At 69.7% G+C, this 19,109-nt stretch carries 18 protein-coding genes; 11 read left to right on the plus strand and 7 right to left on the minus strand.

Annotated elements, in window-relative coordinates:
- Positions 1-41 precede the first annotated feature (41 nt).
- The gene (locus tag ATM97_RS31555) at positions 42-977 is read left to right on the plus strand and encodes a nitronate monooxygenase family protein (RefSeq protein WP_218721896.1); all 936 of its coding nucleotides are present in this window, start codon (positions 42-44) and stop codon (positions 975-977) included.
- A 114-nt stretch (positions 978-1,091) separates the two neighbouring features.
- Here ATM97_RS31555 and ATM97_RS31560 read toward each other — a convergent pair whose 3' ends face one another.
- Positions 1,092-2,744: a CocE/NonD family hydrolase gene (locus ATM97_RS31560; RefSeq protein WP_308248690.1), complete on the minus strand. Its 1,653-nt coding sequence runs from the start codon at positions 2,742-2,744 to the stop codon at positions 1,092-1,094.
- A gap of 59 nt (positions 2,745-2,803) precedes the next feature.
- On the minus strand, positions 2,804-3,604 hold the full coding sequence (locus tag ATM97_RS31565) for a thioesterase family protein (protein ID WP_218721827.1): 801 nt from the start codon (positions 3,602-3,604) through the stop codon (positions 2,804-2,806).
- 118 nt (positions 3,605-3,722) lie between these two features.
- On the opposite strand from ATM97_RS31565, the gene ATM97_RS31570 reads away from it, so the two are divergent.
- From ATM97_RS31570 to ATM97_RS31580, 3 genes are all read left to right on the plus strand, one after another.
- Positions 3,723-4,349, plus strand: a complete 627-nt coding sequence (locus ATM97_RS31570; protein ID WP_218721828.1) for a TetR/AcrR family transcriptional regulator — start codon at positions 3,723-3,725, stop codon at positions 4,347-4,349.
- A gap of 109 nt (positions 4,350-4,458) precedes the next feature.
- Entirely contained in the window at positions 4,459-4,929 is a 471-nt protein-coding gene (locus ATM97_RS31575) for a hypothetical protein (RefSeq protein ID WP_218721830.1), read from the plus strand.
- Positions 4,930-5,325: 396 nt separating this feature from the next.
- Entirely contained in the window at positions 5,326-6,537 is a 1,212-nt protein-coding gene (locus ATM97_RS31580) for a lipase family protein (protein WP_308248691.1), read from the plus strand.
- 228 nt (positions 6,538-6,765) lie between these two features.
- Here the strand turns inward: ATM97_RS31580 and glnA are convergent, their stop codons facing one another.
- Positions 6,766-8,202: a type I glutamate--ammonia ligase gene (gene glnA / locus ATM97_RS31585; RefSeq protein ID WP_218721833.1), complete on the minus strand. Its 1,437-nt coding sequence runs from the start codon at positions 8,200-8,202 to the stop codon at positions 6,766-6,768.
- A gap of 251 nt (positions 8,203-8,453) precedes the next feature.
- Between glnA and ATM97_RS31590 the strand changes: the two genes are divergently transcribed.
- Together ATM97_RS31590 and ATM97_RS31595 are read left to right on the plus strand one after the other, a co-directional pair.
- Positions 8,454-8,909: an RDD family protein gene (locus ATM97_RS31590; RefSeq protein WP_218721835.1), complete on the plus strand. Its 456-nt coding sequence runs from the start codon at positions 8,454-8,456 to the stop codon at positions 8,907-8,909.
- Positions 8,910-8,945: 36 nt separating this feature from the next.
- On the plus strand, positions 8,946-9,329 hold the full coding sequence (locus ATM97_RS31595) for a YrdB family protein (protein WP_218721837.1): 384 nt from the start codon (positions 8,946-8,948) through the stop codon (positions 9,327-9,329).
- Positions 9,330-9,383: 54 nt separating this feature from the next.
- Here the strand turns inward: ATM97_RS31595 and ATM97_RS31600 are convergent, their stop codons facing one another.
- Positions 9,384-10,127: a DUF4191 domain-containing protein gene (locus ATM97_RS31600; protein ID WP_218721839.1), complete on the minus strand. Its 744-nt coding sequence runs from the start codon at positions 10,125-10,127 to the stop codon at positions 9,384-9,386.
- Between the two features lie 128 nt (positions 10,128-10,255).
- On the opposite strand from ATM97_RS31600, the gene ATM97_RS31605 reads away from it, so the two are divergent.
- The 3 genes from ATM97_RS31605 to ATM97_RS31615 are packed head-to-tail and all read left to right on the plus strand — an operon-like array spanning position 10,256 to position 12,990.
- Entirely contained in the window at positions 10,256-11,668 is a 1,413-nt protein-coding gene (locus ATM97_RS31605) for a M20/M25/M40 family metallo-hydrolase (RefSeq protein ID WP_255588703.1), read from the plus strand.
- The gene (locus ATM97_RS31610) at positions 11,665-12,501 is read left to right on the plus strand and encodes an alpha/beta hydrolase (protein WP_218721843.1); all 837 of its coding nucleotides are present in this window, start codon (positions 11,665-11,667) and stop codon (positions 12,499-12,501) included. The genes ATM97_RS31605 and ATM97_RS31610 overlap by 4 nt, the downstream gene beginning before the upstream one ends.
- A 24-nt stretch (positions 12,502-12,525) precedes the next feature.
- A complete protein-coding gene (locus tag ATM97_RS31615; RefSeq protein WP_218721845.1) occupies positions 12,526-12,990 on the plus strand; it encodes a 6,7-dimethyl-8-ribityllumazine synthase in 465 nt (154 codons plus the stop codon).
- Here ATM97_RS31615 and ATM97_RS31620 read toward each other — a convergent pair whose 3' ends face one another.
- Together ATM97_RS31620 and ATM97_RS31625 are read right to left on the minus strand one after the other, a co-directional pair.
- Positions 12,991-14,436 carry a metallopeptidase gene (locus tag ATM97_RS31620; RefSeq protein ID WP_218721846.1) on the minus strand — a complete coding sequence of 482 codons (1,446 nt, stop codon included), beginning with the start codon at positions 14,434-14,436 and terminating at the stop codon, positions 12,991-12,993.
- 76 nt (positions 14,437-14,512) lie between these two features.
- Positions 14,513-15,463, minus strand: coding sequence for an endonuclease/exonuclease/phosphatase family protein (locus ATM97_RS31625; protein WP_218721848.1), 951 nt, complete (start codon positions 15,461-15,463; stop codon positions 14,513-14,515).
- Between the two features lie 105 nt (positions 15,464-15,568).
- On the opposite strand from ATM97_RS31625, the gene ATM97_RS31630 reads away from it, so the two are divergent.
- On the plus strand, positions 15,569-15,853 hold the full coding sequence (locus ATM97_RS31630; protein ID WP_218721849.1) for a hypothetical protein: 285 nt from the start codon (positions 15,569-15,571) through the stop codon (positions 15,851-15,853).
- A 29-nt stretch (positions 15,854-15,882) separates the two neighbouring features.
- Positions 15,883-16,548 carry a phosphoribosylanthranilate isomerase gene (locus ATM97_RS31635; protein WP_218721851.1) on the plus strand — a complete coding sequence of 222 codons (666 nt, stop codon included), beginning with the start codon at positions 15,883-15,885 and terminating at the stop codon, positions 16,546-16,548.
- Between the two features lie 18 nt (positions 16,549-16,566).
- Here ATM97_RS31635 and ATM97_RS31640 read toward each other — a convergent pair whose 3' ends face one another.
- Positions 16,567-19,080: a DUF262 domain-containing protein gene (locus ATM97_RS31640; protein WP_218721853.1), complete on the minus strand. Its 2,514-nt coding sequence runs from the start codon at positions 19,078-19,080 to the stop codon at positions 16,567-16,569.
- Between the last annotated feature and the right edge of the window lie 29 nt (positions 19,081-19,109).

A 19,109-nucleotide genomic window follows, 5' to 3' on the forward strand; every position in this document is an offset into this window, starting at 1 on the left:
CGAGAGGGGTTGCGCCCATGACCACCACACCGGAGCTCGACATCCTGGCGACATCGTGGTCGCGTTCGCTCGGCCTGCGCGTGCCGGTGGTGAACGCGCCGATGGGCGGGGCGGCGGGCGGACGGCTCGCGGCGGCGGTGACCGCGGCGGGCGGGCTCGGAATGATCGGAATGGGCAGCGCCGGATCGGTGGCCGCGCTGGAGCGTGAGCTCGCGCTCACCGGCGACGCGGCGTTCGGGATCGGGCTGGTCGACTGGGTGCGGCAGCGCGAGGCCGGACTGCTCGACGTCGCGATCGCCGCCGGACCCCGTGCCCTGTCGATCAGTTTCGGTACCGACTTCTCCTGGGTGCCGGTGGTACAAGACGCGGGGATTGTCGCGATCACCCAGGTCTACGACGTGCCGGGGGCGCATCGCGCACAGGATGCCGGGATCGACGTGCTGGTCGCGCGGGGGTGTGAGGGCGGCGGGCACGGTGCCGACCGCCTCGGGCTGCTGCCGCTGCTCGACGCCGTCCTCGACATCGCGACCGTGCCCGTGCTGGCGGCGGGCGGGATCGGTTCCGGGCGCACCCTGGCCGCGGTGCTGGCGGCGGGCGCGGCCGGGGCCTGGTTGGGAACGTGCCTGGCCGCGGCGGAGGAATCCCTGCTGCCCGAGAACGCGCGCCGCGCGATGCTCGCGGCCGATTCCACCCACACGGTGGTGACCACGGCCTTCGACGAGACGCTCGACCTGCCGTGGCCGCCGATCTATCCGGCGCGGGTGCTGCGCAACGACTTCACCGATCCGTGGTCACGCCCGGAACTCGACGAGACCCGGCCGGACGCGGACCTGCTGCGCGCGGCCATCGCCGTCGACGACGCGACCATCGCGCCGGTCGACGCGGGACAGGGCGTCGGGTTGATCACCCACATCGAGCCCGCGGCCGCGATCGTCGACCGACTCTGCCGGGACGCGGCCGCCTTGTTGCGGCACTGAGGGTACCGCGGTCTTGCGCTCAGCAACCACGACCACGACTGCGCGGAGCTCCCCCACAACTCTGCGGCTCGGCAGCCCGAGGCTTCGGAGACGAGGCCCCACGGGCTCGGTGACTCAACGGACAGGATTGCGCAGGTCGACGACGCGCGCGGGGTCGTTCAGCAGACCCTGGTCGAGCTGGATCGTCTCCTCGGTCCGCCACCGGGCGTGCCAGATCGGTACGCCGCCGGGCAGATTCGTCTCCCGCGCGGAGGTGAGCAGCGGGAGTTCGAGGCGGGCCCCGGTCACCGTGACCGCGGCGTTGGCCGGGGTGTGTGACCAGACGTCGTCGACCACGTCGGTGATCCGGATACCGAGCCGGTGGCCGGTGGCCAGGCGGGCGTCCTGCCACAGCAGGCGGACCGCGGCCTCCGGGCGGACCGGAGCGATGCCGCGGGTCAGCACGGTAGCGCGGCCGTCGGGGGCGATGTCGTAGAGCTCCAGCGCGACCGTCGCTTCCGGCGGTCCGGAGAGCCGAACGGTCGCTGCCGCCCGGCCCGCGAGGTGCAGCGCTTCGGTGACGGGCGCCGAGATCGACCAGATCTCGCGGTCGGGGCCGGGGAGCAGGCCGCGATCGGTGTAGGTGCCGGTGCGCAGGTCGACGGAAACACGCTCGGAATCGACCGGCGGCCAGACGCTTTCCCCGCGCCAGCCGCCGTCGAACTGGCCGACGGTGACCGGTGGACCTGGCACCTCGACGGCGGCACCGGCAACGTGGCGGTCCAGGAACGCGGCCAGTTCGTCGGTGAAATGCGGTGTGCCGCAGCGGCTACGGCAATCGGAGTGCCCCCACTGGCCGAACCAGGCCCGGTGCTCACCGGGACCCATCGCCTGCCAGGCGTCCAAGACACGATCGGCGCGGGTGTTGGAGTCGAGGAAGCTCTGGCCGAGGAACAGCGGGGTGGTGTTGCCGCGCAGGTCCTCGACGATGTCGCGGTCGTGCCAGCCCGGGTTGGCGCCGTCGTGGTCGGTGGTGAGGGCCAGATAGTTGTCGGTGCATTCCTTGGTCAGCGCGACAGCGTTGGCCTGATATTCGGGTGAGTCGTCCCAGCGTCCGGGGGTGTGGGCGATAGCGAGGTGTTCGGGGCCGGCGAGGTCGGCGGGGCGAAGTCCGTCCTCGGTCAACGGTTTTCCGCCGAACTTCCACGAGACGCCCTGCATGTACAGGTAGGTGTACGGGTCGACGACCGGCTCGAACGCGGCCACCGCGGCCAGACCCTTCGGCTTCGCGGCCAGCGCGAGCATCCCGGTCCAGCCCTCGTAGGACGTGCCGACCACGCCGACCCGGCCGGTCGACCAGGGCCTGCTCGCGGCCCACTCGACGGCGGCGGCGACATCGGACTGCTCCCCCGGGCCACCGAAATCCGGGCAGCCGTTGGAGCCGCCGAAGCCGCGCAGATCCACGATCACGTAGGTGTAGCCGGCCTTCAACGCCCACTCGACCGGCAGGTTGTCGGTCGACGGGCCGCCCTCGGGGCGCGGCTGGGTGAGGTAGGCCAGGTGCGCGCGATAGGGGCTGGCCGTCAGCAGCACCGGGGTGCGCACGTCGTCGGCGATGCCGTGCGGACGCAGGATGTCGGCGTGCAGGCGGGTGCCGTCGGGGGCGGTCAGATAGTCCTGCGTCCACTGGAACGCCACATTCACCGGTTCGGCCGACACCGGCGCCGCCATACCAAGCACCAACGCCACACCGGCGGCCACCCGCGCCACCATCGCACCCCATTGCACGGATGGACTATCGCCGGTCGCGTCGCGCGCGTCCAGCCCCGAGATCCGGGGGCCGCGGATCAGGGCTGCGGTTGCGGGCGGACGGTGAGGATCTGCTGGGCAACGCCCACCGGTCCGCGCACGTCGTGCAGCACGGTGCTGGTCAGGCCCTGGCCGGCGTGGCCGAAGGTGACACTGGTGTCGAGGCCGGTCCACTCGCCCTCGGGCTGCCGGTACAGGTGGATCGTCAGATCGACGTTGGGGAACATCCACTTGGTGGGTTCCTGCCGGACCGCGATGCCGTTCGCGGTGTCGACCAGCGCGATGAAGGACGCCGGCGGCTCGCTCGGCTCGCCGGCCACCAGCTCCACCGCCGAGTGGATCCAGGCTCCGGTTCGCCCGGGTTGCGGATGCCCGACGGGCCGGGTGTCGAGGGTGGCGATATAGCCGCCGGGCCAGATCGAGCTGAGCGGCCACGAGGACAGCGTGTCCGGGGCGGGCAGCCGATCGGGCTCGCCGCCGGCGACGCTGTCGGTGTCCTGATCACTGAGCAGCCAGGCGCGGGCGCTCACGACGGCGCGGCCGGCGATGGTGACCGTGGCCTCCACCAGTTCGATGGTGCGGCCGGGGCGGACGATCCGAACGTCGATGTCGAATTCCTCGAAGCCGATCCGGCCGAGGATGTCGAAGCTGATCCGGCTCAGGGTCAGTGCGGGACGTTGTTCGCGCGCCCGCGTGCGCAGGATCTCGTGGACGATCAGGCCGCCGAGGGGGCTGAAGTGCTGTTCGTCGAGGTCCCAGGCGCCGCCCGCGTGGACGGTGGGCACGAAGCGGTGCGTGCCGACGCGCTGGAAGTAGCTGGGGGCGATCGTCTCCGTCACAAAACTCAACCTAAGGGTCGAATTTTCATCTCGCTAGTCGATTCATCATCCTTGTGGTCGACCTCACAGCGGCGACTTGCCCCGGCACGCCCGCCGGCGGCCCCGATATGATCGGCCGATGACTTCGATGGCGGACGAGAGCGTCGCGCTCGCCGGGCGCGCGGCCAGACGCCGCGACCGCCGCAAGGCGGAGATGATCGATGCCGCGTTGCAGATCCTGTCGAGCAGCGGTTATCAGGGAATGCGCTTCGAGGACGTCGCCGAGCGCTCCGACATCGCGAAAGCGACCCTCTACCACTACTTTCCGAGCAAGGACGCGCTGGTTTCCGCCGCGCTGGAGAAGCTGACCTCCGATGTGCTGACCCATCTCGGCGCGGCCCTCGACGGCGCGGCGGATCGGTCGGCCGCCGAACGGCTGCGCGCGCTCGTCGACGAGCAGCTGCGGGTGCTCACCGTGCTGTATCCCGAAGTGGGCAAGCTCTTCTCGTTCCCGGCGCCGTGGCCCGCCGAGCACACCGAGGCGATCAAGACCATGCGCAGGCGGCACGACCGGCTCTTCCGCGAGGTCGTCGACGCGGGCATCGCCGCCGGCGAATTCGATTGCCCCGACCCGCCGGTCGCGCTGCACTGCCTGCACGGCATCCTGAACCACGCCTCGATCTGGCTGCGCCCGGACGCCGATCCGGACGGGCGGACCCGCGCCGCCGTCGTCGACGAATCGTTGCGGCTGTTCGTCCGAGCCTGAAAGCTCGCAGATCGGGCACCGCGCGGACCCGCGGGGCAGGTGTCGGAGCGAAGGGGTAGTTTCTCCGGCACGGGCGGGGAATTCTCGCTCGTCACGGGAGGGACCCACTGTGGCTGAGCCGAGAACCCATCATTACCAATTCGCCCATCGGGTCCTGCCCGACCTAGCGCAGCGGCTCGGCGCGCGCATGGTCACCGACGAACCGCCGTTCGGCTACACCGAACAGCTGAAATACCTCTGGGACAGCGTCGGTGAGCGACTGGCCCCCGCCGACCGGCTCCCCTGCGACGACATCACCGGCCGACGCCTCGACGGCGACGGATTCCGGCTCCTGCTGGTCCAGCTCCCGACGCCGGCCGCCCCCGTGGAGGCGCATTTCGTCGCCGTCGTCCTCCCCGACGACTCCGACGACATCCGGATCTTCACCCTCGAACGCGCCGCCTTCCAGCCCCCGGACCGCTCCGACGCCACCACCCTCGGTTCCTGGGCCGACCACAGCCACTTCAACCTCGGCCCCGGCCCCCACCCCGACCCCACCGCCTTCGTCGCGGCCATCCACGCCAAGCTCGCCGCCCGCTAGTCCGGGTCGCGCCCCGCACCGACTACGCACCGCCCCCAGGGATTTCCCCACCGCCCGTCCCGCACCACAGCATTCGCCCCACGCCGACGCCGCTGGACGCGGGCCGAGGGCTGGTCTGCGGCCCGAAGCACCTCCGAAAACTCCACAGCCGCAGCGTATTGCCGCCGGCCTGCTCTCCCGCGCTTCGCGACGGTCGTCGAACCCGACGCGATCTTCGTCGTTCGGGTTACCAGCCCGATCTCGGGAGATAGCCTGACTGCCTTCAGGGGGATTCGCGGGCTGTGGTCCCCCGGGAGGGAAGATCGAATGACAGGCAGTGTCGTTTCGCCCGGTGGCGCATGGGGTTCGGCAGTCCAACGCCGTCACCTGCGCTCGGCGGTGATCGCAGTTTCGGCAGTGTTGTGCTTGACCGGCACTTCGATAGCGATCGGTCATGCGGACCCGCTGACAACTCCGCAGAACGATCCGTTCTACACGCCGCCGTCGGGCTGGGACTCGGCGGCGCCAGGCACCGTCCTGCATTCGCGACCCGTCGAGGTGGCCTCGCTGCAACCCCAGGCACAAGACGCCGATGCCTGGCAGTTGCTGTACCGGTCGACCGATACCGACGGCCGACCCATGGCGACCGTGACGACGGTGCTGCGGCCACGGACCGGACAGGTCAAAGGCTTGATCTCCTATCTGCCCGCCACCGATGCCTCGGCCCCGCAGTGCGCGCCCTCGTTCGTGCTCCGGCAGGGAGCGCCCGACAAGTACGACTCCTCGCTGGACCTCATCCAGATCGACCAGATGCTGTCGTCCGGTCATGCGATTTCCATCCCCGACTGGGAGGGGCCGAAGGGGACGCTGTTCACCCCGAGACAGCCGGGTTACGCCGCGCTCGACGGAGTGCGCGCCGCCCAGGGCTTCGCGCCGCTCGGCCTGCCCGGCACCGAGACCCCGGTGGCCGCGATGGGCTACTCCGGCGGGTCGATCGGCACCAGCTGGGCCGCGCACGTGCAGCCGACCTACGCTCCGGAAATACAACTGGTCGGAGTCGCCATGGGTGGTTGGACAGCGCCCATCGGCAGCTACCTGGGAACGCTCGACGCCGGTCCGTTCTCCGGTTTCCTGCCGTCGCTCCTGCCGGGCATGCTGCGCGCCGACCCGCGTCTGGCGGCGGCTTTCGACAAGTATCTGACGCCTGCCGGACGCGCTCTGCTGGCAGCGGGTGACAGCAAATGCGTGACGGCCAACGTCGCTCAGCACGCGTTCGTGCGCATGGACGACTACCTGACGATCCCGTTCACACGCCTGCTCGAGGAGATACGACCGTCGTTGGACGCGCTGGACTTCAGCGCCGTGGCCTCGACGGCGCCGCTGTTCCTTTACAGTGCCGTGCACGACGAGATCGTCACCATCGCCGGACCCGACAAGGCGGTGGCGCAGTGGTGCGCGGCGGGGGCGCCGATCACCTACACGCGAGACCTGTTGAGCGAGCACGTCAGTCTGGCGATCAGCGCGACTCCCGCGGTCCTGCGGTGGATCGATGAACGTCTGGCGGGACAGACCGCGCCGGACGGTTGCTCGACGCGCACAGTGACGTCCATGTCGCTCGGTGGCGCGTAGCGCGGTAAGCACGGCCCCGACCTCGCCGCCGAGTGCGGGCAGCGCGACCATCGCGGTCGTGCAGGCTCGCGGCCACGCAGACGCGGCTCGACACACGGGCGCCCGGTACAGACGAGTCCACCCGCCGCGTGATCATGGGTGATCACGGAGCGGGTGGACTCGACACCGTCTACTGCGTACCCACTGCGGACGGAACGGGCCGATCAGGCCCGTTCCCGCAGGTCAGGCTTACACGTCGTAGTAGAGCTCGAACTCGTACGGGTGCGGACGCAGGTTGACCGGCGCGATTTCGTTGTCGCGCTTGAGCTGGATCCAGGTCTCGATCAGGTCCTCGGTGAAGACGTTGCCTTCGGTGAGGTAGTCGTGATCCTGCTCGAGGCGGTCGATGACCGTCGCGAGGCTGGTCGGGGCCTGCGGGATGTTCTTGGCCTCCTCGGGCGGCAGCTCGTAGAGGTCCTTGTCGACCGGAGCCAGCGGCTCGATCTTGTTCTTGATGCCGTCCAGGCCGGCCATCATCATGGCGGCGAAGGCCAGGTACGGGTTGCCCGAGGAGTCCGGCGCGCGGAACTCGATGCGCTTGGCCTTCGGGTTGTTGCCGGTGACCGGGATGCGGACCGCGGCGGAGCGGTTGCGCTGCGAGTACACCAGGTTGATGGGGGCTTCGTAGCCCGGCACCAGACGGTGGTAGGAGTTCACGGTCGGGTTGGTGAACGCCAGCAGCGACGGGGCGTGGTGCAGGATGCCGCCGATGTAGTGACGCGCCAGATCCGAGAGCCCACCGTAGCCGGCCTCGTCGTGGAACAGCGGCTTGCCGTCCTTCCACAGCGACTGGTGCACGTGCATGCCCGAGCCGTTGTCACCGAAGAGGGGCTTCGGCATGAAGGTGACAGACTTGCCTTCCTGCCACGCGGTGTTCTTCACGATGTACTTGAACAGCTGCAGGTCGTCCGCAGCGCCCAGCAGGGTGCCGAACTTGTAGTTGATCTCGGCCTGACCGGCGGTGCCGACCTCGTGGTGGCCGCGCTCGAGCTCGAAGCCCGCGTTCTGCAGGTTGGTCGAGATCTTGTCGCGCAGGTCGACGTAGTGGTCGTACGGGGCGACGGGGAAGTAGCCACCCTTGTTGCGGACCTTGTAGCCCAGGTTGCGGCTGCCGTCCGGGTTGAACTCCTTGCCGGTGTTCCACGAGCCCGAGACCGACTCGATCTCGTAGAACGAGCCGTTCATGCCCGAGCCGTAGCGGATGCCGTCGAAGATGTAGAACTCGGCCTCGGCACCGAAGTACGCGGTGTCGGCGATACCGGTCGAACGCAGGTACTCCTCCGCCTTGCGCGCGATGTTGCGCGGGTCGCGGGAGTACGCCTCACGGGTGAACGGGTCGTGCACGAAGAAGTTCAGGTTCAGGGTCTTCGCGGCACGGAACGGGTCGATCCGAGCGGTGCTGAAGTCGGGCAGCAGGAGCATGTCCGACTCGTCGATCGACTGGAAGCCACGCACCGAGGAGCCGTCGAACGCCAGACCCTCTTCGGCCAGGTCGGCGGTGAACGCCTTGGCCGGGATCGAGAAGTGCTGCTGGACGCCGGGCAGGTCGGAGAAGCGGATATCGACGTATTCGATGTCCTCTTCCTTGATGTACTGGATGACCTCTTCGGCCGTGCTGAACGTCACTTGTTCTCCTTACGGATCGGTTCCCAGCCAGTCACGATGCATGGGTTCGTCGCGACCTGACGCTAAGGACGCGGTGTTTCCCTACAGTCAAGGCTGTGTTTCGCCAGTGTTACGCGTGCCGGAGGCGGGGTGATGTCTGCCATCCGGGCGCGACCTGCATCGTAATCCTGCCATCCGTCCGACCGCGCGGTGACGTGACCTCCACTAATGCGGTCGTGAGCGGGCGATAGCCGGCCACTATCCTGGAAGCCATGGCGCGTATCACCGGCACATGGCTCTCCGGCAATCCGGCGGAACCGGGCGACCCGGAAACATCCGGCTACCCCGGCGAGCTCTACGGGCTGCCGCGCGAGGGCGCGGGCTCGCTGGCGCCGACCTGGCGCCGGGTGGTCGCGCTGTTCGTCGACTGGTTCATCGCGGTCGGCATCGCCGCCGTGATCACCCGCAGTTTCGCCTCGTCGTCGGTGCCGCTGCTGGTGTGGTTCGTGATCGGCGTCGCCGCGGTGACGCTGTTCGGGTTCACCCCCGGCCAGTACTTCCTGAAGCTGCGGGTGCTGCGGATCGACGCCCCGGTGGCGGTCGGGTTCGTGCGGGCGCTGGCCCGGCAGGTGCTGCTGGTGTTCGTCATCCCGGCGCTGTTCACCGATGCCGACGGGCGCGGCATGCACGACCGTGCGACCGGCACGGCCCTGGTCAACGCGCGCTGACCCGCAGCAGGCCCGCCACGGCCTTACGCTGTGGCCGTGTCACTGAATCCGGCCCTGCTGGCCGTGCGTTTCCTGCTCGAACTGATCGCCATCACCTCGTTCGGGGTCTTCGGCTGGCGGGCATTCGACTCCCCCTGGCGATATCTGCTCGTCGTGGTGCTGCCCATCGCGGCCGCGCTGCTGTGGGGCACCTTCGCCCTCGCCGATGATCCGAGTCGCGGCGGTGGCGCGCCGGTGCCGGTCCCGGGCCCGGTGCGGCTGCTCGTCGAGTTCGCCGTGCTCTTCGGCGGCGCCGCGGCACTGTGGGGCGCCGGGCTGCCCCGGCTCGCGCTGATCTCGACAGCGGTGCTGGCCGGCTATCACCTGCTGGCCTACGACCGGATCCTGTGGCTGCTGACCGGACGGCCGCCGAACTCCTGACACGACACGAGCCCGGCACCTGCGATCAGGTGCCGGGCTCGGTCGGTAGGCGGGTCAGCGGCGACGGATCGCGCGCTGCATGCCCTTCATCTTCGCGCCGGGGGGCATCGGGCCCTTCGGCATCGCGGGTCCGCTGCGCGAGCTCAGCGCGGTCAGCCTGCCCTCGATCTGGTCGATCCGCTTGACGTCGATGTTGCGCGGCAGCTTGGTGAGGAACTTCTGCAGATCCTTGAGCGGGGTCTGGCCCTCGTCGTTGCCGACGACGACCTCGTAGATGGGGGTGTCACCGATGAGGCGGGCGGTGCGCTTCTTCTCCTGGGCGATGAGCGACTTCACCCGCTGCGGGGAACCCTCGGCCACGAAGATCACGCCCGGCAGGCCGATGACGCGATGCACCGCGTCGAGCTGGGTGGTGGCCGCGACGCCGTTGGCGACCCGCCACTTGCCCTGCAGGTTCTCCAGCACCCACGCCGCCGCGCCCGCCTGGCCCTCGGCCTTGCGGTAGACGTTCTTCTGCACGCGACGTCCGAAGATGATGAACGCGAACAGCACACCGAGCAGCAGACCCAGAGGCAGCAGGAACCACTGCATGTCGAAGATCAGACCGATGAGGAAGAAGACCACCGTGGTGCCGACGAGTGCGCCGATCATCAGCGGCAGCAGCGCCTTGTCTTCCTTGCGCTGCATGTTGAACGCCTGCCACAACTGCTGACGCCGTTCGCGTGATGCCTGCTTACGGGCCGCTTTAGCCGCGGCCTTGGCTTCCTTCGACGGCTTGCCGCCCTTGCCTCCTGCCATGGTGTCAGCTTAGATGGCCCCTCGCCGGGCTGTCGGACCGCATGACGCCCCGACCTCGAACACGGCGTTTCGGACGTCTTTGACGGCGAACCCGCCGGGCACGGGCAACAATGGCGAGGGTGCGCCCGATGACCGAGAAACCGACCGGATCCCCCGTCACCGACGGAGTCGACGAGGAGGTCGCCGAGCGACTGGCCGCGGCGCTGCGCTGCGTGACGGTGTCCACCGAGGACCCGACCCAGACCGCCGACGCGGAGTTCGCCCGCCTGGCCGACCACCTCGAGGCGTCGTTCCCGCGCGTGCACGCCGAGCTGACCCTGACCACCTTCGGCCACAGCAGGCTCTACCGCTGGGACGGCGCCGAGCCGGGACCGGTGGCGGCGATCCTGCTGGCCCACCAGGACGTCGTCCCGGTCGACGATCCGCAGCGCTGGACCCATCCCCCGTTCGCCGGCGTCGTCGACGCGGAGTTCATCTGGGGCCGGGGCGCGATCGACGACAAGAGCCGGGTCCTCGCCGTGCTCGAGGCCGTGGAGCAGGCGCTGACGGCCGGGGTCCGCCCGCGGCACACGATCTACCTGGCCTTCGGCCACGACGAGGAGGTCTTCGGCGACGGGGGCGCGGTCCGGATGGCCGAGCACCTGCGCGCCGAGAACGTGCGGGCCGAGCTGCTGCTCGACGAGGGCGGGGTGATCACCGACGGGGTCGCCGACGGGGTCGACCGGCCGGTCGCGAGCATCATGCTGGGTGAGAAGGGCTACGCGACGGTGCGGTTGTCGGTCAGCGAGACCGGCGGCCACTCCTCGATGCCGGGCAAGCAGACCGCGGTCGGGCGCCTGGCGCGTGCCGTGGCCCGCGTACAGGACCATCCGATGCCGCTGCGGCTGACCCCGGTGATCACCGACATGCTCGCCCGGATGCGGGTGGCGCTGCCCGAACCGCGCCGCAAGCTGCTCGAACTCACCGACCGGCGCGGGCTCGCCACGCTGACCGGACCACTGCTCACCCGGATCCTGGCGGCGGGCCCCACCACCGAGGCGCTGGTCCGCACGACGACGGCGCCGACGGTGATCCGGGGCGGGGTGAAGGCCAATGTGCTGCCGCAGAGCGCGGAGGCACTGGTGAATTTCCGCATCCTGCCCGGCGATTCGGTGTCGACGGTGCTCGCGCACTGCCGCCGGGTGATCCGCGACCTCGGTGTGGCGATCGAGCTCGTCGGGCCCGCGTCGGAGCCGTCGCGGGTCGCCGGTCCCGGCCCCGCCTACGCATTGATCGCCGAACTCGCCGCCGAGTTGGTCCCCGGCATCGTGACGACCACCGGGCTGGTGCCCGGCGCCACCGACTCCCGCCACTACGACGGTCTGGCCGCCACCCGCTGCAACTTCGCGCCGATCGTGCTGACCGCGGCCGATCTGGCACGGATCCACGGAACCGACGAGCGGATCTCCCGGCTCAACTACGCTCGACTGATCGAGTTCAATCGGCGCCTGATCGAGCGGCTCGCGGTGGCGCCCGGCGACGAAGGAGCAGCGCAGCGATGACGACGGACACGGGCGAATTCGCCGGCAACGGCGGCCGGATCGCCTGGCGCGCTTGGCAACCCGACACCGCACCGCGCGCGGTGGTGGTGCTGGTGCACGGCGTCGCCGAGCACTCGGGGCGCTACGAGTACGTGGGCGACGCGCTGGCCGCGCAAGGTTTCGCGGTGTACGCGCTCGATCACATCGGACACGGCCTGTCCGAGGGCGCGGCGGCCAATATCGGTTCGATGCACGCGGCCGCCGACAATGTGGCGACCCTGCTCGACCTGGCGGGCAAGGCCCATCCCGACGTGCCCCGATTCCTGCTCGGCCATTCGATGGGCAGTCTGGTGGTGCTGCACCTGGCCACCCGTGGACCGGTCGACGTGGCCGGGATCGTGGTCTCCGCGCCGCCGCTGGACATCCCGCTGGGCAATCCGGTGCAGCGCCTGGCCGCTCCCCTGCTCACCCGGCTGGCGCCGAATCTCGGTGTGCTGACCCTGGATTCGTCGACGATCAGCCGCGATCCCGAGGTCGTGCGCGCCTACGACGCGGACCCGCTGGTGTTCCGCGGCAAGCTGCCCGCCCGCACGGCGGTGGAGATCCTGCAGCACACCGCGCTGGTGAAGCAGCGTCTCGACGCGCTCACCGCGCCGCTGCTGGTGCTGCACGGCACGGCCGACACCGTCGCCGCGCCGTCGAGTGCGGACCTGCTCGAGAGCGACGCGGGTTCGTCCGATGTGACGGTGCTGCGCTATCCCGGGCTGTTCCACGAGGTGTTCAACGAGCCCGAGCGCGACCAGGTGATCGGCGACGTCGTCGACTGGCTTTCCCAACATGTTACCGATGAGTAGCTTAGAGCCTAGTAGACTCCGCCCATGGGAACCACGTCTACCGGCGCCGTCGCCTTCATCCGCGCCAGCTGGCACAGCTCCATCGTCACCAAGGCCCACGAGGGCTTCGTCGCCGAATACGCCGGTCTAGGGCTCGACCCGGCCGCCGTCGAGGTGTTCGACGTCCCCGGCGCCTTCGAGATCCCGCTGCACGCGCAGCGTCTGGCCCGTACCGGCCGCTACGAGGCGATCGTGGCCGCCGCGCTGGTCGTCGACGGCGGCATCTACCGCCACGACTTCGTCGCCACCGCGGTGATCGACGGCTTGATGCGCGTCCAGCTCGACAACGACGTCCCGGTGTTCTCGGTGGTGCTCACCCCGCACCACTTCCACGAGCACAGCGAGCACGTCGACTACTACACCAACCATTTCGTGACGAAGGGAGCCGAGGCCGCCCGCGCGGTGGCGAACACCCTCAGCTCCCTGCGGTCACTGCCCGCGGCGCGCTGACTACTCGAACCGGGTCAGGCAGGCCTGTTCGCCGTCGAGCACGCCGGTGCGGAACGCCTCGAGGCGCTGGTACCCGCTCGGCACCACCTTGCCGTTGACGTCGGCGGCCGCGAGGCCGTCGGCGAGCAGGCCCGACACGGCCTCGTCCAGATCACCGGCCGACAGGCGCGGATCACTGCTCGGCTCACTGAGTTTCGTGGTCAGCGCGCCGGACAGGCACGCGGTGCGCAGGCCCGCCGATTCGGCGCCGGTCAGTGACAACTTGCGGTCCTGCTGCACCGCCAGGGCGTAGCGGGACACGAAGACCACCGCGGCGTTGTAGTCGCCGGTGACGACCGCCGAGAGCGGTTCCTCCTTACCGGTGGACCCTTCCCCCGCGCGCTTGGCCATGGCGGGCAGGTCGGTGCCGATGGTGTTGCTGCCCGGGCAGTAGGACACCGGCTCGGTGGTGGTCGTCGAGGCGCAGCTGCGGGTGACGCCCGCGTAGTCGAACGTCGGCGCGTTCTTCACCGGCATCGACTTGCCCAGCTGGGTCGCCAGCGAGCTCAGGTTCTCCTTGTTCACCGGCAGCTGCTGATCGCGCTCGCCGTCCTCGAAGGTGACCGGCAGACCGCCGCGGCGCTTGCTGATCTCGTCCTTGTCGATCCCCTTGCAGGACCCGGCGCCCTCGGTATAACCCTTCTGCACCGCGGTGACGCGCTCGAAGGCCGAACCGTGCACGGCGTCAGGGTCGTTGGGGTCACGGTCGCGCACGGCGACGGTCGCGCCGAGCACGCCGTTGAGGCCGTCGGTGGTGTTGAGGGTGAAGTGCTTGGACTTGCCCTCGGCGACGTGACGCAGGAACACACCGGCCAGGCAGTCGGCCTGCTGCTCCTTCACCAGCGCGTCGGTGAGGAAGCCGCGCAGCAGATCGGCCTGGGACTGGATGGCGTGGCCGTACTCGTGGGCCAGCACCATCACCACCGACATCTCCTTGTACTTGTCGACCAGCAGCGGCAGCAGGACCGAGCGGTCCCAGCCGATGGTGTGGTCGAGCGGGCAGTACGCGGCGTTGACCAGTTTGTAGGTGCTGCTCTTGCAGAACTGCACCGACTCCGATTCCGGTGCCTTCGCCGACCACGAGATGTACTTCGAGGCGGGCTTGAAGTTGCCCCGGAAGGTCTTGGAATACTCGGTCTGCCAATACTCTTCGATATCGGCGATGGCGTTGAGCGCGAGCTTGTCGATCTTGCCGTTGTCGCCGTTGTCGGCCTTCTTGTCGGTGTCGGGCACACCCGGACGGGTGCCGCTGGGCCCGGTGTTCGACGTCGCGCCCGCCACCTCCCACGGGTTGTCCATCGTGGGCATCGCCTGGTCGCCGGCGAGGGTCGTCGCCGAGCAACCGGTGGCGAGCAGGCCGACGCTCACCAGTGCCGCCATGGCCATGGCGAACCGATGTTTGATCATCCGCTGATTCCTCCCCGGGGAATGACATGGACGCCGAGCGGTCCGATGTCGAGCGCTCACATGGTAATCGACGCCGTCAATCCCGCATTCTGACCGTGGCGAGCACCGCGCGATGGTCGGAGCCCGGAATCGTCAGCGTGCGTACCTGTTCGGCCACGCCACCGGCGACGAGGATGTGATCGATGCCGATCACCGGCCCCCACCGGCGATCCGCGGGAAAGGTCAGCAGGACGCCGTCGCCCGTCTGTTCCGCCGCGGCCGCGAACGGACCGTCCAGCAGCGCGCGGTAGGCCGCGTGGTTCTGCGTCGCATTGAAATCCGCGCCGACGATCGCGGGTGTGGGCGCCGTGGCCAGGATCTCGTCGACCCGGCGCAGCTCGGCGGTCCACGCGGCGAAATCGATGTTCGGCGGGATCGGATGGAAGGCGTACACCGAGATCGGGCCGCGCTGTGGATGTTCCATCGTCGCGGAGATGTTGCTCATGATGAAGCCGTCGTACTTCACGGTCTGGCGCAACGGGTATCGACTGTAGATGCCGGTACCGCCGCCGCCGGATTGCGCGGGTTCCAGATAGAAGTAGGGCAGCCGGTCCTCCAGGCCCGCCGCCCGCAGCCGCGTGATCGAGTCGACGGTCAGTTCGTCGGCGGTGAGCACGTCGACGTCGTTGTCGCGCACCGCGGCGACCACCGCGGCCGGATCCGCCTGGCCGAACAGCAGATTCGACTGCAGTACCCGCAGCTGCGGCCCCTCGGCGGCACCGGCCGCCGGAATGTAGGCCGGAACGACCAGCCACGCCGCGCCGGCCAGCACCACGCCCCCGGCGATCGCGCTGCGCCATCCGCGCGCGAGGAGGACCAGGACCACCCCGATCACCGCGCCCAGCATCAGCCACATCGCCCCCGACGCCAGCAGCACCAGCGACTGCTGCCGCCAGCTGCCCAGATGCAACACGATCCCCGCCGTCGCCGCGATCAGTGCGCCCCACCCCAGGACCAGCAATGCCCGGTCCAACCATTTCCGCATCATGGGGCCGAGCCTAAGCCGACGTCCTTGGCGCGCCCTTATGGTGCCGCTAAGGTTCTCTGAGGTGCCCGCGTCGGCCTACACTGGCGCCGCAGAAGGAGGTGGCGCGTGTACATCGAGGAATTCCCCGCCGCGGGCCCGCTCACCGAGGACGCCGTCGACGCGCTGATGACCGTCGCGGGCCGCTACACCTCGGCATTGACCCTCACCGTCGCCGACCGGACCGTCCAGCTCCCGGTCCTGCCGGTCTGCTGGACCGAGCTCCCCATCCGCGCGGGCACCCCGATCACCATCGAAGCCGCCCGCGGTCACCGCCCACCCGACACCGAGGACCGCACCGCCCTGCGCGATTTCGTCACGACGTTCCAGCACGCCACCGGCGCGCGGGGCTGACGTGCTCGCGGCCCGATAGTCTTCGGTCCATGACCGTGCGCGCCAAGATCTGCGGAATCCGCTCGGAAGCCGACCTGCGGATCGCGATCGAGGCGGGCGCGGACGCGGTCGGCCTCATCTCGGGCATCACCCACGTCAGCGAAGACGGGCTCGACGCCGCGACGGCACGGCGATTGGCCGCGCTGGTCCCGCCGTTCGTCAACACCGTCCTGGTGACCCACCTCGACGACGCCGCGGCGATCATCGAGCTCGCCGATCACCTCGGCGTCGACACGATCCAGGTGCACGGGCTGGTATCGGCGCAGACACTGCGGCAGGTCAGGGCCGAGGCGCGGGGCCGGACCATCCTGCGCGCCGTCCACGTCGCCGGGGCGGACGCGATCCTGGAGGCGAAAGCCGCTGCCGCCGACTGTGATGCGGTCCTGCTGGATTCCCGCACCGCCGACCGGCTGGGCGGCACCGGCCGCACCCACGACTGGACCATCAGCGCGCGCATCGTGACCGAGTTGGCCGCACTCGGCTGCCCGGTCGTGCTCGCGGGCGGACTCACCGCGGACAATGTCGACGCGGCGATCAGTGCGGTGAAACCGTTCGGGGTCGACGTCAACAGCGGCGTCGAGGAAGCCGCGGGCGACAAGTCGAAGCAGGCGTGCGAACGCTTCGTCGCCGCCGCGCACACCGCACGGCACAGCTGAGACAGGCCATCGGCACGGTCAGAGCGGCAGGCCCGCCTCGATCCAGTTGTAGGCCTGGATCTTTCGCGAGGCCGGATCGTTGACGACCTGGTTGATGAGGTCGTTGATCTGGTCGGTGGACAGGGGGTAGCCGTAGTGCTCGGCGGCGCCCGCCGAGGCCCAGAGGGAGGCGAACAGGCCGGGGCCGCCGAGGAGGTGGGACAGGGCGGTGGCGACATCCTCGACCACCTCGAGGACGCCGTGCACCATGGCGATCGCGATGTCCTCGTCGCCGGGGGTGGCGCCGGGGGCCAGCGCGCCGGAGGCGACAGCGCGGCGGGCCAGCCAGTCGCGCGGGACCAACGGGTTCGGGCCGATCGCGTCGCCCAGGTAGTACCGCCACTCCCCCGGATTGCCCTGGTCGAAGGCGTGGATGTAGAAGGTGCGGGTCAGCGCCCACAGCGCGATGTAGCGCAGGGCGACCTGTTCGGGCTCGAGCGCCGCGTCGGGGCCCTCGGCGCGGTCCCGCTCGAGCTGGTTCCAGGCGAAGCGGAACCAGACCTGCTCGGAGTTGCCGACCCAGGTGGCGGGCAGGCGATCGGCCAGCGCGGCCACGTCGGCGGCGGGGCCGTAGAGGCCGGTGTCGCCCGAGACCTCGACGCGCAGGTTGTCGACATAGCCGCGCAGCGCGTCCACCGAGGTGAACACGGCGTAGCCGAGCTGGGCCAGGCGGGTGAGGTCGGCGTTGGCGGGCTCGAGCACCAGCACCAGCGGCATGCCGACGCCGGGCTGCAGGCCCTCGGGCCAGAACGCTTCGGCGACAGCGAGTTCGCGGCCGGTCACCGGATCGGAGACCTCGCTGTCGAGCAGCGGGAACCCGAAGCCGTCGGCGACCAGGTCGTCGACCAGCGCGTTCACCAGGTCCACCGCCGGGTCACCGAGGCTCACCCCGGCCACGCCGACCGACAGCAGCGTCGGCCGGTGCAGGGTGCCGGTGCGCAGCTGCTCGAGGAAGGCGTCCGCGGCCGCGGACAGCAGTTTGCGTCGCGCGCGCAGGAATTCGCGGTAGTTCTCGACCCGCCACAGCGTGGGGTCGGTCGGAATCCACTGCGAGGCCAGCACACCGGGATGACGGCGCTCGACCTCGGCGAGGTAGTCGGCCGGTTCGCGTTCGCCCAGTTCGGCTTCCGAGCCGGGGCTGAGGAAGCAGAAGTTGGCGATCGCGTTGATCTCGTTGCGTTCGTAGCCCGCGTCGCGCAGCGTGGTCTTCGGGAACAGATAGTGCACCTGCACCGGAGTGCGCTCGCCGAACTGCTCGATGCCCAGTTCGTCGCCGGTGCCCAGGTCGCGGGAACCGTCGACGCGGGTCAGCAGGTACAGCAGCGGATAGAACCGGGAACCGCGGGTCGCGCCGCCGAAGTCGTCGGCGCACAGGTCCAGTGAGCCGCCGCGCAGCCGTTCCAGCGAGCCGATGAGGCCGTTGATGCCGCCGCGTTCGAGCGTCTCGTAGTCCTGCTGCAGAAACGTCTCGGTGGACCCGCTGAACCGGCCCCACAGCGCGGAATGGATGTACCAGTACAGCACCCGGTCGCGGTGCAGGTCGTCGTCGAAGCGGCCGCCGTTGAGGAACAGCAGCCGGGTGATGACCGGAATCGCGTAGCGCCCCATCAGGACTCGGTCGTGGTCGAGGCCGAGGCGGCCTGCCACGGTGTCGAGGAAGGTATCGACCTGGGTGGCGGTATCGCTGAGCGCCTGTTCGAACTCCGCGGGCGACAGATCGCCGAGCGCGTCGAAGTGGGCGCGGCCGTTGCCGACGGCGATCACATTGCGCAGCAACCAGTCCAGGGTGAAGGTGTAACCGTCCTTGTCCCAGCGGATCAGGTGGTCGCGCAGGTTGCCGCGGGCCTGCGGCCACTGCGCGCACAGCGTCGCCAGCGCCAGATCACCCTTGGACAGTTTGGTGCCACCGGAGTTGACGCGGTTGAAGATGTCGACGACCTCGTCGACGGTGCGGTCCGAGCCGGTGATGGTCTCGACATTGAACTCGCGGTGGGTGATCTCGCGCAGCTTGTTGAGCCGGTCGAGGTAGACCGCCAGCGTCTCCGGCGGGACCTCGGTGAACCGGGGCAGGTAGTGCACGGGCCCCAGCGCGAACAGCTCGGTGACATCGATCCAGGTCGGCGCGGTCTCGCGGCCGGGCACCTGGAACTCGAAAACCTCACGGTCGACATCGAAATGGAGCCCGGTGAACGCGACGGCGTCGCCCTCGAAGAACGAGGGCGCGGTGCCGCGCAGGATGCCGTAGAGGGTGGTGATGCGCTGCTGGCCGTCGAGCAGCAGCTGCCGCAATCCCGAGCCGCCGCCCTGGCCGCGTACCGCGATGTCCTCGGATCCGGTCTCCCACACCAGGAGCCCGCCGACCGGATACCCGAGATACAGCGACCGCATCAGTCCGCGCACCTGGTCCCTGTTCCAGACGTAACCGCGCTGGAATTCGGGCAGCAGCACCGCTCCGGAGTCGATCTGGTCGAGCAGGGAGGACAGACGTGTCACGGCAGCCTTTCATCGCGATCCGGTAGCGC

The sequence above is a fragment of the Nocardia sp. MH4 genome, assembly GCF_019266065.1.
In the GTDB taxonomy this organism is placed as follows: domain Bacteria; phylum Actinomycetota; class Actinomycetes; order Mycobacteriales; family Mycobacteriaceae; genus Nocardia; species Nocardia canadensis.